This window comes from Pseudomonas sp. GW821-FHT02A08 (assembly GCF_059422045.1).
In genome coordinates, this window is sequence record NZ_JBWKWD010000010.1 from 33,337 (window position 1) to 46,254 (window position 12,918).

Annotated in this window: 11 protein-coding genes; 8 read left to right on the top strand and 3 right to left on the bottom strand. The window is 59.7% G+C overall.

Annotated elements, in window-relative coordinates; genetic code table 11:
- Nucleotides 1-209: 209 nt before the first annotated feature.
- Together AC07W4_RS09850 and bfr are read left to right on the top strand one after the other, a co-directional pair.
- The gene (locus tag AC07W4_RS09850) at nucleotides 210-1,664 is read left to right on the top strand and encodes a catalase (RefSeq protein ID WP_495032276.1); all 1,455 of its coding nucleotides are present in this window, start codon (nucleotides 210-212) and stop codon (nucleotides 1,662-1,664) included.
- 148 nt (nucleotides 1,665-1,812) lie between these two features.
- Nucleotides 1,813-2,277 (top strand): bacterioferritin, encoded by a 465-nt coding sequence (gene bfr / locus AC07W4_RS09855; protein WP_008053867.1) that lies wholly within the window; start codon nucleotides 1,813-1,815, stop codon nucleotides 2,275-2,277.
- A 51-nt stretch (nucleotides 2,278-2,328) separates the two neighbouring features.
- Here bfr and uvrA read toward each other — a convergent pair whose 3' ends face one another.
- Complete coding sequence (gene uvrA, locus AC07W4_RS09860; RefSeq protein WP_495032277.1) at nucleotides 2,329-5,175, bottom strand: excinuclease ABC subunit UvrA; 2,847 nt, start codon at nucleotides 5,173-5,175, stop codon at nucleotides 2,329-2,331.
- 191 nt (nucleotides 5,176-5,366) lie between these two features.
- Here uvrA and AC07W4_RS09865 point away from each other — a divergent pair, with 191 nt between their 5' ends.
- From AC07W4_RS09865 to AC07W4_RS09875, 3 genes are all read left to right on the top strand, one after another.
- Nucleotides 5,367-6,764, top strand: coding sequence for an MFS transporter (locus AC07W4_RS09865; RefSeq protein ID WP_495032278.1), 1,398 nt, complete (start codon nucleotides 5,367-5,369; stop codon nucleotides 6,762-6,764).
- Nucleotides 6,765-6,773: 9 nt separating this feature from the next.
- Complete coding sequence (locus AC07W4_RS09870) at nucleotides 6,774-7,292, top strand: single-stranded DNA-binding protein (protein WP_007984430.1); 519 nt, start codon at nucleotides 6,774-6,776, stop codon at nucleotides 7,290-7,292.
- Nucleotides 7,293-7,455: 163 nt separating this feature from the next.
- Nucleotides 7,456-8,328, top strand: a complete 873-nt coding sequence (locus AC07W4_RS09875) for an AraC family transcriptional regulator (protein ID WP_495032279.1) — start codon at nucleotides 7,456-7,458, stop codon at nucleotides 8,326-8,328.
- Between the two features lie 30 nt (nucleotides 8,329-8,358).
- Here AC07W4_RS09875 and AC07W4_RS09880 read toward each other — a convergent pair whose 3' ends face one another.
- Together AC07W4_RS09880 and AC07W4_RS09885 are read right to left on the bottom strand one after the other, a co-directional pair.
- Nucleotides 8,359-8,859: a YkgB family protein gene (locus tag AC07W4_RS09880; protein ID WP_495032280.1), complete on the bottom strand. Its 501-nt coding sequence runs from the start codon at nucleotides 8,857-8,859 to the stop codon at nucleotides 8,359-8,361.
- A 221-nt stretch (nucleotides 8,860-9,080) separates the two neighbouring features.
- On the bottom strand, nucleotides 9,081-9,641 hold the full coding sequence (locus tag AC07W4_RS09885) for a cysteine hydrolase family protein (RefSeq protein ID WP_495032281.1): 561 nt from the start codon (nucleotides 9,639-9,641) through the stop codon (nucleotides 9,081-9,083).
- Nucleotides 9,642-9,742: 101 nt separating this feature from the next.
- On the opposite strand from AC07W4_RS09885, the gene AC07W4_RS09890 reads away from it, so the two are divergent.
- The 3 genes from AC07W4_RS09890 (at nucleotide 9,743) to AC07W4_RS09900 (ending at nucleotide 12,893) form a co-directional block, all read left to right on the top strand.
- Nucleotides 9,743-10,735, top strand: a complete 993-nt coding sequence (locus tag AC07W4_RS09890; protein WP_495032282.1) for a GlxA family transcriptional regulator — start codon at nucleotides 9,743-9,745, stop codon at nucleotides 10,733-10,735.
- 300 nt (nucleotides 10,736-11,035) lie between these two features.
- Nucleotides 11,036-12,145: a DUF3182 family protein gene (locus tag AC07W4_RS09895; protein ID WP_495032283.1), complete on the top strand. Its 1,110-nt coding sequence runs from the start codon at nucleotides 11,036-11,038 to the stop codon at nucleotides 12,143-12,145.
- Nucleotides 12,135-12,893 (top strand): alpha/beta hydrolase family protein, encoded by a 759-nt coding sequence (locus tag AC07W4_RS09900; protein WP_495032284.1) that lies wholly within the window; start codon nucleotides 12,135-12,137, stop codon nucleotides 12,891-12,893. Before AC07W4_RS09895 ends, AC07W4_RS09900 begins: the two co-directional genes overlap by 11 nt.
- Nucleotides 12,894-12,918: the final 25 nt, after the last annotated feature.

A 12,918-nucleotide genomic window follows, 5' to 3' on the forward strand; every position in this document is an offset into this window, starting at 1 on the left:
TAGTGCCCGGTTTTTTGTGCCTGTAAGAAATGTACCTTCGTATAATCCTTGAATCCTTCCCCTTGTCATATTATCGGTTGGGGGCTGATCATTAGTAATTTTCTATCGATGCCTGCAAGTTAATGAATTTGTAGGTGTAACATTGATGATCAATACTCCCTCTCAGCCGATAGCCGGCAGTTCAAGACCGACAGAGGAAGGAAGATCGCATGAGCCAGAACAAAACGCTTACCACCGCCAGTGGCGCTCCTGTTGCCGATAACCAGAATTCCCGTTCCGCCGGCCCTCGTGGCCCGCTGCTGCTCGACGACTTTCACCTGATCGAGAAGCTTGCCCACTTCAACCGTGAAAACATCCCTGAGCGCCGTGTACACGCCAAAGGCTCGGGTGCCTACGGTACGTTCACCGTGACACGCGATATCACTCAATACACCAGCGCGAAGCTGTTCGAGGCGGTCGGCAAGCAAACCCCGACTTTCCTGCGGTTTTCCACCGTGGGCGGTGAGCGTGGTTCGGCCGATACCGAGCGTGATCCGCGGGGCTTTGCCTTGAAGTTCTACACCGAGGAAGGCAACTGGGACATCGTCGGCAACAACACCCCCGTGTTCTTCATTCGCGATCCGCTCAAGTTTCCTGACTTTATCCACACCCAGAAGCGTTTGCCGCAAAGCAACCTGAAGAGTGCCCAGGTGATGTGGGACTTCTGGTCGCATTCGCCCGAGGCGCTGCACCAGGTCACCATCCTGTTCTCCGACCGGGGTATCCCTGATGGATACCGGCACATGCATGGCTTTGGCAGCCACACTTACAGCCTTATCAACGCTCAAGGTGAGCGTCACTGGGTGAAGTGGCACTACAAGACCAGACAGGGGATCAAGAACCTTGCTCCTGCCGAGGCTGCGCGCCTTGCGGGTACTGATCCGGATTACGCCCAGCGCGACTTGTTCAATGCCATCGAGCAGGGTGATTTCCCGAAATGGCGCGTGTGCATTCAGATCATGAGCGAGACTCAGGCGGCGGGGCACTACGAGAACCCGTTTGATGTCACCAAAACCTGGTCGCAGAAAGAGTTTCCACTGATTGAGGTCGGAGAGCTTGAGCTCAATCGCAATCCGCAGAACTACTTCGCGGAAGTCGAGCAGGCGGCGTTCGGTCCCAGCAATATGGTGCCAGGTGTTGGTCTGTCGCCGGATCGCATGCTGCAAGGTCGGGTCTTCGCCTACGCGGACGCTCATCGCTACCGTGTCGGCACCAATCACCAGCAGTTGCCAGTCAACGCTGCGCGCAGTCCGGTCAACACCTATCAGCGCGATGGCTCGATGGCCTTTGGCAGCAATGGCGGTGCGACGCCGAACTATGAGCCGAACAGCTATGTCGAGTCGCCGAAGCAGGCGCCTCGTTACGCAGAGCCCGCATTGGCCCTCAGTGGTGCCGCCGATCGTTACGACCACCGTGAAGACACTGATTACTACAGTCACGCCGGCGCGTTGTTCCGCTTGATGACTGATGAGCAGAAATCATTGCTGGTCGGCAACATCGCCGGTGCGATGGCGGGTGTGTCGAGTGATGTGGTTGATCGCCAGCTGCAGCATTTCTACAAGGCTGACCCGGCGTATGGAGAAGCAATCGCAAAGCTGCTCAACGTACAGCTTAACGAAGTCTAAATGAGAAGCAGAACCGCCCTTATTTGGGCGGTTTTTGCGTTATTTCAGCTGGTTTTCTCAGAATATCTTCGCTTTTATTGCGTCTTGCGAGTGACGATAAGGACATGTTGGTTCAAACTACAACTTTCAAGCAGGGAGATGTAGGGCGATGCAAGGCCACCCAGATGTGATCGATTACCTCAACACGTTGCTGACCGGCGAACTGGCCGCGCGTGATCAATATTTCGTCCACTCGCGGATGTATGAGGACTGGGGTTTCACCAAGCTCTACGAACGAATCAACCACGAAATGGAAGAAGAAGCAGGGCACGCTGACGCCCTGATGCGCCGGATTCTGATGCTTGAAGGCACGCCGCGCATGCGTCCGGACGATCTCGATGTCGGCACCACGGTGACCGAGATGCTCGAAGCGGACTTGCGCCTGGAATACAAGGTGCGGGCTGCGCTGTGCAAAGGCATCAAGCTCTGCGAACAGCACAAGGACTATGTCAGCCGCGAAATGCTGCGGGTTCAATTGCATGACACCGAAGAGGATCACACCTACTGGCTCGAGAAGCAGTTGGGTCTGATCAAGTTGATCGGGCTTGAGAACTACCTGCAATCCCACACCTGATTCCGCGAATACAAAAAAGCCCCTGTCACTGATGAAGTGACAGGGGCTTTTTCATGGAGCCCGGTAAGCCCTGTCACGTTCCAGCAGCGGCTTGAGGTAGTAGCCGGTATGGGATTGCTTCATCTCTGACACTTCTTCCGGTGTGCCGACGGCAATGATCTGCCCGCCCTTGGAACCACCCTCCGGACCCAGGTCCACCAGCCAGTCAGCGGTCTTGATCACGTCCAGATTGTGTTCGATCACTACTACTGTGTTGCCGTGGTCGCGCAGGCGGTGCAACACGTCGAGCAGTTGCTGGATATCCGCGAAGTGCAGCCCGGTGGTGGGTTCGTCGAGGATGTACAGGGTCTTGCCGGTATCACGCTTGGACAGCTCGCGGGACAGTTTCACCCGCTGGGCTTCACCGCCGGACAGCGTGGTCGCCGATTGCCCCAGCTTGATGTACGACAGGCCGACGTCCATCAACGTTTGCAGCTTGCGCGCCAGGGCCGGTACGGCATCGAAGAACTCCCGTGCTTCCTCGATGGTCATCTCGAGGGTTTCGTGGATGCTCTTGCCCTTGTACTTGATCTCCAGGGTCTCGCGGTTGTAACGCTTGCTCTTGCACACGTCGCAGGGCACGTAGATGTCCGGCAGGAAGTGCATCTCGACCTTGATCAGGCCGTCGCCTTGGCAGGCCTCGCAGCGGCCGCCCTTGACGTTGAAGGAGAAGCGCCCCGGCCCGTAGCCCCGGGAGCGGGATTCCGGTACGCCGGCGAACAGCTCGCGAATCGGCGTGAACAATCCGGTGTAGGTCGCCGGGTTGGAGCGCGGTGTACGGCCGATCGGGCTTTGGTCGATGTCGACGACCTTGTCCAGGTGTTCCAGGCCCTTGATGCTGTCGTGTACGGCCGCTTCAAGGGTAGTGGCGCCATTCAGCGCTGTAGCGCTCAAAGGGAACAGCGTGTTGTTGATCAGCGTCGACTTGCCGGAGCCGGACACGCCGGTCACACAGGTCAGCAGGCCGATCGGAATCTCCAGGTCGACATTACGCAGGTTGTTGCCGCGCGCGCCCTTGAGCGACAGCGTCAGCTTCTTGTTGCGTGGCGTACGCTTGGCCGGGACTTCGATCTTCACCCGGCCCGACAGGTATTTGCCCGTCAGCGAGTCCGGGTGCGCCATGACCTCGGCCGGTGTGCCTTCGGCAACGATATGCCCGCCGTGTACGCCAGCGCCCGGGCCGATGTCTACCACGTAGTCGGCCAGACGGATCGCGTCTTCGTCGTGCTCGACCACGATCACCGTGTTGCCGATGTCGCGCAGGTGCTTGAGGGTGCCCAGCAGCCGGTCGTTATCGCGCTGATGCAGGCCGATGGAGGGTTCGTCGAGGATGTAGAGGACGCCCACCAGGCCGGCGCCAATCTGGCTGGCCAGGCGAATACGCTGGGCCTCGCCACCGGACAGGGTGTCCGCGCTGCGATCCAGCGACAGGTAGTCGAGGCCGACGTTGACCAGGAACTGCAGGCGCTCGCGGATTTCCTTGAGGATCTTGTCGGCAATTTCGCCACGCCGGCCGGTGAGCTTGAGCCCACCAAAATAATCGGATGCATCTCCGATCGGCAGGTTGGTCACCGCCGGCAGGGTTTTCTCGCCGACCCACACATGCCGCGCCTCACGCCGCAGACGGGTGCCACGGCAATCCGGGCACGACTGGGTGCTGAGGAACTTGGCCAGTTCTTCGCGCACCGATGCCGATTCGGTTTCGCGATAGCGACGCTCCAGGTTCGGCACGATGCCTTCGAACGGGTGCGAACGTTTGACGATATCGCCACGGTCGTTCAGGTATTTGAAGTCGACGTTTTGCGAGCCGCTGCCGTGCAGGATGAATTTCTGCTGGTCGGCGGGCAATTCGTTGAACGGTACTTCCAGACTGAACTTGTAGTGCGAGGCCAGCGAGCCGAGCATCTGGAAGTAATAGACGTTACGCCGGTCCCAGCCACGAATCGCCCCTTCGGCCAGGGTCAGTTCACCATTGACCAGGCGCTTGATGTCGAAGAACTGCTTCACCCCCAAGCCATCGCAGGTCGGGCAAGCGCCGGCCGGGTTGTTGAAGGAGAACAGCTTTGGCTCAAGTTCGCTGATGGCGTGGCCGCAGATCGGGCAGGCGAAGCGTGCGGAGAAGATCATCTCTTCACCCGGCTCGTCGTCCATCGGCGCCACCAGGGCGATGCCGTCCGCCAGTTTCAGCGCGGTCTCGAAGGACTCGGCCAGGCGCTGTTGCAGATCGGCGCGGACCTTGAAGCGGTCGACCACGACATCGATGGTGTGTTTTTTCTGCTTGTCGAGTTTGGGGGCTTCGTCCAGCTCATAGAGCTTGCCGTTGATTCGGGCACGGACAAAACCCTGGGCGCGCAGCTCTTCGAAAACCGACAGGTGCTCGCCTTTGCGCTCGCGGATGACCGGCGCCAGCAGCATCAGCTTGCTGCCCTCCGGTTCGGCGAGGACCAGGTCGACCATCTGGCTGACGGTCTGCGCTTCCAGCGGGATGTCGTGGTCCGGGCAGCGCGGGATACCCACGCGTGCATAGAGCAGGCGCAGATAGTCGTAGATTTCGGTGATGGTGCCGACCGTCGAGCGCGGGTTGTGCGAGGTCGACTTCTGCTCGATGGAGATCGCCGGCGACAGGCCTTCGATGGTGTCGACGTCGGGCTTTTCCATCATCGACAGGAACTGCCGGGCGTAGGCCGACAGCGATTCGACGTAGCGGCGCTGACCTTCGGCGTACAGGGTGTCGAAAGCCAGGGACGACTTGCCGGAGCCGGACAGGCCGGTGATGACGATCAGCTTGTCCCGCGGCAGGGTCAGGTCGATGTTCTTCAGGTTGTGGGTTCGAGCCCCACGAATCAGGATCTTGTCCAAGGTGGCCTCGCTCGGCGGGCGTCGAAAACGTAGGAGTATACGGCCAAATACTGGATGGATGCACACTATCGAACGAGTGGGCTACTGTCTTACATGAAGAGTGTGTCAGCAATGCGCGTCAAAGCGTCGCGATATACCCTGCCAATCGATGGGACTGGTAGAATCGCCGCCGGTTCACATGAGGTTTTTCCATGCACGATCCCCACAGCGAGCGCATGAGTGGCAGCGAGACCCGGGCGGCAAGCGGTCTGGCCCTGGTGTTCGCCTTCCGTATGCTTGGCATGTTCATGGTGTTGCCGGTACTGGCGACCTATGGGATGGATCTGGCCGGAGCCACGCCGGCCCTGATCGGTCTGGCGATTGGCGCTTATGGCCTGACCCAGGCAGTGTTCCAGATTCCTTTCGGTTTCATTTCCGACCGCATCGGTCGCCGCCCGGTGATTTACCTGGGCCTGGTCGTCTTTGCCCTCGGCAGTCTGCTGGCAGCCAATGCCGACTCGATCTGGGGCGTGATCGCCGGGCGGATCCTGCAGGGCGCCGGAGCGATTTCCGCGGCGGTCATGGCCTTGCTGTCCGACCTGACCCGCGAGCAACACCGGACCAAGGCCATGGCCATGATCGGCATGACCATCGGCCTGTCGTTTGCGGTGGCCATGGTGGTCGGCCCGCTGCTGACCCGCGCCTTCGGGTTGTCCGGATTGTTCCTTGCTACCGGCGGCATGGCGCTGTTCGGCATCGTGATCGTGATGTTCATGGTGCCGCGCTCCACCGGCCCGTTGCAGCACCGTGAGTCCGGAATCGCGCGCCAGGCGTTGATTCCGACCCTCAAGCATCCGGACCTGCTGCGCCTGGACCTGGGCATTTTTGTGTTGCACGCGATGTTGATGTCCAGCTTCGTCGCCTTGCCGCTGGCGCTGGTCGAGAAAGCCGGGCTGCCCAAAGAGCAGCACTGGTGGGTGTACCTGACCGCGTTGCTGATTTCTTTCTTCGCCATGATCCCGTTCATTATCTACGGCGAGAAGAAACGCAAAATGAAACGAGTTTTACTCGGCGCCGTCGTGACGCTGATGCTCACTGAGCTATTCTTCTGGCAGTTCGGCGATAGCTTGCGGGCTCTGGTGATCGGTACGGTGGTGTTCTTCACCGCGTTCAATCTGCTGGAAGCTTCGTTGCCATCGCTGATCAGCAAGGTTTCACCGGCCGGCGGCAAGGGCACGGCGATGGGGGTTTACTCCACCAGCCAGTTCCTGGGCTCGGCACTGGGGGGCATCCTCGGTGGCTGGCTGTTCCAGCATGGCGGTCTGTCGGTTGTGTTCCTCGGATGCGCCGGTCTGGCTGCCCTCTGGCTGGCCTTTGCTGTTACCATGCGCGAACCTCCCTACGTCACGAGCCTGCGCTTGCCGTTGTCGCCAGAGGCGATCCGCGAAGCGGGTCTGGTCGAGCGCCTGATGGCGGTCGTAGGGGTAACAGATGCAGTCATCGTCGCGGAAGAGGCGGCGATTTACATCAAACTGGACACCGAACTATTGGATCGCACCACCCTTGAGCGCCTGGTGAACAACCCGGCCGGGGCAGCGTGCGTAGCCTAGGAGAACGTTATGGCCCGTGGGGTTAACAAAGTCATATTGGTCGGCACTTGCGGCCAGGATCCCGAAGTTCGCTACTTGCCTAACGGTAACGCCGTGACCAACCTGAGTCTGGCGACCAGCGAACAGTGGACCGACAAGCAAACCGGTCAGAAAGTCGAAAAGACCGAATGGCACCGTGTGTCGATGTTCGGCAAGGTTGCGGAAATCGCCGGCGAATACCTGCGTAAAGGTTCGCAGGTCTACATCGAAGGCAAGCTGCAGACCCGCGAGTGGGAAAAAGACGGTATCAAGCGTTACACCACCGAAATCGTGGTCGACATGCAAGGCACCATGCAACTGCTCGGCGGCCGTCCACAGGGCGACCAGCAGGGCCAGGGTGGCGGTAACAACTACCAGCAATCCGCTCCGCGCCAGCAGGCTCCGCGTCCACAGCAGTCGGCGCCGCAGCAGTCGCGCCCGGCTCCACAGCAGGCCGCACCGCAGCCGGCTCCGGATTTCGACAGCTTTGATGACGATATCCCGTTCTGATTCTTTCACCGAAGAATAGAACCTGAAAAAGCCCGGCCTCCTTATGGATGCCGGGCTTTTTTGCATTTTTACCAAGGCATTCCTCGCCGGGATCGAGGACCGTCCAGCCGTCAGCGCGCAGTGATACTCTGCTATGGGTCCAGACCCTGTGCAGAGTTGCCCTATGGATCGCCTGTCTACGTTGTTGTCACAGTTCGGAGTGCGCGCGCACCTGTTTTACAGCGGCAAGCTTTGCGGCATGGCGTCCTACGATGGCGCCGACCAGCGCGGCCATATTCACCTGTTGCAGGCCGGCTCTGTCACGTTGAAAGGCCTGGGGAGGCGTGAGTTGTTGCTCACTCGCCCCAGCCTGATTTTCCTGCCGCGCCCCAACCGACATCAGCTCATCGCCAGTGACACTGAAGGTGCTCAGCTGTTATGCGCGTCGATGCTGTTCGATGGCGGCGCCAGTAATCCGATATCTGCTTCGCTCCCCGATCTTCTGGTATTGCCTCTGGATGAGCTGCCGTTGCTGGCCGACACCCTGAGATGGCTGTTCGGTGAAGCTGGCGCCGGGCATTGTGGCAGGGAGGCAGTGCTTGATCGTTTGTTCGAACTGTTGATCATCCTGCTGCTCCGGCATTTGCTCGACCACCAGCAGTTGAGCACTGGAATGATGGCCGGGTTGGCCGACGTGCGGCTGTCGCGCTCGTTGATTCAGATGCACAACCAACCTCAGCGGGCCTGGTCAGTGGCCGAGTTGGCGAATGAATCGAACATGTCCCGCGCCGCTTATGCGGTGCATTTTCGCGCGGTTCTGGGGCAAACACCGTTGGATTATCTTTTGAGCTGGCGGATCAGCCTGGCGCAGAAGCGCCTGCGGGAGGGGCGGCCGATTACGCTGATCGCCGATGAGGTGGGCTATGAAAGTCCGTCGGCGCTTGCCCGTGCGTTTCGCCGCAAGACCGGCTGCAGTCCACGGGACTGGATGAAGTCCCAGGCGGCTGAGGGCGGCGTACTGGCTGAGGATGACGATGACCTGAATGCATTGAGCTGATTCAGGCCATCGGCGGATGAGGTTGTCAGCTCAAGGAGTTTCCAGTCTGGTCAGCGAATGGCCCGCCACGAACAGGGAGGCGGCAAGCAAGCCGATGTCCTTGAGCAGGAACTGGCCTGGCGCGACCGTAATGGCCGGGAAACCAAGGCCTGGCTCAATCACTCCTGGCGTCGAGAACATAAAGCTCAAGGTGGTGAAAAATAACCCGGCAGACAAGGCGCCTCCGATCAAGGAAAGCTTTGGTGACAGCAGGCGGCCTGCAATCAGTACACCGATGGAAACCTCCAGGACACCGAGCAAACTGGAAAACAGATCGACACTGATAAGGTCATAGACCCAACCCAGGAAAGGGCTGTTGCTCACCAGAGGCACCAGTCCCTCTGCTTCATAGTGAGTAAATTTCATTCCGCCGAACCAGAAGTAGATAACGGCGAGGGCAAAGTAAATGCCGTAGGTCCCGATCGCCATGGTGGTGAGTCCGAGGGATGTTTTTTTCGACAGGTTGTCAGTGCTGATATTCATGCTGTTCATTGTTCAGGCTTCCAGTGAGTTATCCAGAAAGTGGCATGGGTGAAAGCAACATCCCCCGCGTATGCGTAGGGAGTGGAGTGATTGTTGGCTTTGGCATGACTTTCCAGGGTTCTGGCGGTATTGCGTTCGATGCAGATCGTCCAGACTCACTGGCAATAAAAAGCCCATGGCATGTGAGGCCATGGGCTTTTTCATTTTTGCTGTCTCGTCCTGAATGAGGTTTACACCTTCTGGCTTCCTATCAGGAACTCGTCGGTCGACACCACGCTGGCATACGCAAACGCCAGGGCCGCCATGAACGCTGCATGAACCTGCGCCGCCGGAACTGTCACACCATTGAACTCCAGGTCACGGGTGGCGCAGGCGTCGTGGATCACGGTGACTGTATAGCCAAAATCCGCCGCCGCACGGGTGATGCCGTCCACGCACATGTGGCTCATGCTGCCCACGACCACCAGTTCCTTGATGTCTTGTTCGTCGAGGATCGATTTCAGTTCGGTTTCACGGAACGAGTTGACGAAATGCTTGAGTACCACCGGTTCGTCGGCGCGGTTGAGGACCTTGGGATGCAGCTTGGCGCCTTCGGAGTTCGGGGTGAAAAACGGCGCCTCTTCGGAGGTGAATTCATGGCGGATATGCACCACCGAATCCCCTGCGTCGCGGAAGGCCTTGATCAGGCGTGTGGCGTTGTCTGCAGCGGCGTCGGCACCGACCAGCGGCCACTTGCCTTGGGGGAAGTAGTCGTTCTGGATATCGACTACGATGAGCGCTTGCTTGGCCATGACTGTTTCCTCGAAGTGTGTGTTGGTGTGGAATCAAGTATTGGCCCTGGCAGACGATCCGGGGATTGGCCGCACCGACAATAGAAGGGGGAAAACTGACAATGGACGCAGAAAGGGCAATCGCCGAACTCGGTGTGCTGATCTATCCCGGCGCGCAGATGGCGGCGGTGCATGGCTTGACGGATTTGTTCGGGGTGGCCAACCGGATCGCCGCCGAGCATCAGTCTGCGCAGTTGCCGCTGTTGCGGGTCAGTCATTGGCAGGTCGAAGGCGATCAGCCACCGGATCGGGTGTTCGACAGCCATCCTGGCCCGGAGCGCGCCCTGGTGGCCGTGTTGATTCCGCCTTCGATTGCCGGTTTTTCCGAGGGCCAGGCGTCACAGGGATTGATCCGCTGGTTGCATGAGCAACATGCCAGCGGTGCGACACTGGGCGGGGTTTGCGTGGGTTCTATCCTGTTGGCCGAAAGTGGTCTGCTCGACGGGCGCAGCGCCACGACTCACTGGACCTCGGCCAAAGCCTTCGCCGAACGTTATCCGGCGATCCGGCTCAAGGCCGATACGCCGATTGTCGATGACGGCGACCTGATTACCACCGCCGGGCTGATGGCCTGGTCGGAACTGGGTCTGCGCCTGGTCAACCGGCTGCTGGGGCCGAGCATCGCCACCAATACCGCACGTTTTCTGGTGGTGGAACATAGCGACAGCGCCAGTGAGTGCGGCAGCAATTTTGCGCCGATCCTCAGCCACGGCGATGCGGCGATCCTCAAGGTGCAGCACTGGCTGCAAAGCACCGGGGCGACCGATGTGTCGCTGGCGGCAATGGCCGAAAAGGCAGGGCTGGAAGAACGCACCTTCCTGCGACGCTTCCGCGCCGCAACCGGGCTCAAACCCACCGAATACTGCCAGCATCTGCGAGTCGGCAAGGCCCGGGAAATGCTCGAATTCACCAACGGCACCATCGACCATATTGCCTGGACGGTGGGTTATCAGGACCCCGGAGCGTTTCGCGCGACGTTCAAGAAAATCACCGGGCTGGCGCCGAGTGATTATCGGACGCGGTTCGGGGTGACGCCGGGGGCAGTAGCGCGGTAGGCCCATCCACAAGTCCTCTGTGGGAGCGGGCTTGCTCGCGAAGGCAGAGTGTCATTCACCGCAAATGTTGACTGAAAGTCCGCATTCGCGAGCAAGCCCGCTCCCACATGGGGTTTGTGCCAGTCTTGAGTCGTGCAAAATGCCGGAGTATCAAAGGGCGTCGTGCAGAATAAAACAGGCCCAATGCCATCACTTTCTACGCAACGGGCTGATTTAAAACCCCTTTTGCCGTAACGGGCCTTGGCCTGATCTCTGCACCCCTTCAGCTACATTCATCAAGCGTCGATTGAAGGGGGATGCATGACCCCAACAAACCGCAAAAAACTGGTGGTTGCCCATTCGGTACGCGCCGACGCGCCGCTGCACGAAGTCGAAACCAACCGTGCACTCGCCCGCTGGCTGGCGCAGATAATGGGACTCAAGTACGGCGGCAGCTACGATTCGCAATTGCACGACGGTCGGGACCTCTACCTGTTGCCGACCCAGACGCTGGTGGGCGCTGAGGCTGCCCGGCAACTGGGGGTCAAGGGACCGGAGGATTTGTGGGGGGGTTATGTCGACCATGATTTCATCTGTACCAAAGCCATCAGTCATGGGCTGCTCAACCACCATGCCCATGCGCCGCCAGGCTGGGCGCCGTTGTTTTCCGAGCGGGTGCGCAGCGTGGTGCTCGACGGTCTCAGCGTGTTCTCCCTGAAGGATGCGCGCCCGGCGGCGGAGCATCTGTTGTACACCGGGCCGATCCGCCTGAAGCCGATACACGCTTGCGCCGGACGTGGTCAGGAAGTGATCCAAAGCCTCGACGTGTTCGATGAAATTCTGGCCAGGCCCGAGGCTGACGCGACCTTCACCGAAGGTGTGGTGCTGGAGCAGGATCTTGATCAGGTGATTACCCACAGCGTCGGCCAGAGTTTAATCGGCGACAAGGTGCTGAGTTACTGCGGTGATCAATACTTGACCAAAGACGCCGGGGGCGAGGAAGTGTATGGCGGCTCGAACCTGTTGGTGGTGCAGGGCAGCTATGACGATTTATTGAAGCTGGACCTGGCCGATGACGTGCGGATGGCTATCAAGCAGGCGCAGGTGTTCGACAGCGCCGCGGATGAAGCCTATCCGCGTTTCTATGCGTCACGGCGCAACTACGACATCGCTCAGGGCATCGATAGCGACGGCAAACAGCGCAGCGGCGTGCTCGAACAGTCCTGGCGCATGGGCGGTGCCAGCAGTGCCGAGGTGGCGGCTTTGCAGAGTTTCGTCAACGATCCGGGGATGCGCGCGATTCGTGTGTCTTCGGTGGAAACCTACATTGATCAGCCGCTGCCGACAGATGCCATCGAGGTGTATCGCGGGCCGGCGCAAAGCAGTGAATTTCTCCTCAAGTATGTAACGGTTAAATCCTATGACGGCTAGAAGCGAATCCATTCAGATCGATATCGATAATGAACAGATGAGCGGGACTTTTCTGAGCCCCAAATCGAAAGTCCCCGGCGTGCTTTTTGTGCACGGTTGGGGCGGTAGTCAGGAGCGGGACCTGGAGCGCGCCAAAGGCATCGCCGGGTTGGGTTGTGTGTGCCTGACCTTCGACCTGCGCGGGCACACCGGTGGCACCGGCATTCCATTGTCCCGGGTGACCCGGGAGGACAATCTGCGCGACCTGCTGGCAGCCTATGACCGCTTGCTCGCGCACCCGGCCCTCGATACCTCGGCGATTGCCGTGGTCGGTACCAGCTACGGGGGGTATCTGGCTTCGATCCTGACCTCGCTGAGGCCCGTTCGCTGGCTGGCGTTGCGGGTGCCGGCGCTGTATCGCGACGAGCAATGGCACGCGCCGAAACGCGACCTGGACAAGCTGGATCTGCGCGACTACCGAAGCACCCGGGTGTGCGCCGACAGCAATCGTGCCTTGCATGCCTGCTCACAATTCACCGGGGATGTCCTGCTGGTGCAGTCGGAGACCGACGACTACGTGCCCCACGCGACGATCATGAGCTACCGGGCGGCCTGCCAGCAGACGCACTCAATGACTCACCGCATCATCGACGGTGCCGACCACGCCTTGAGCGACCCGGTTTCCCAGCAGGCCTACACCTCGATCCTTGTCGACTGGATTACCGAGATGGTGGTCGGGGAGCGGTTGAGCATTATTCAATCCCAGTGATTTGCGGTGTGCATGCGGACGCCTT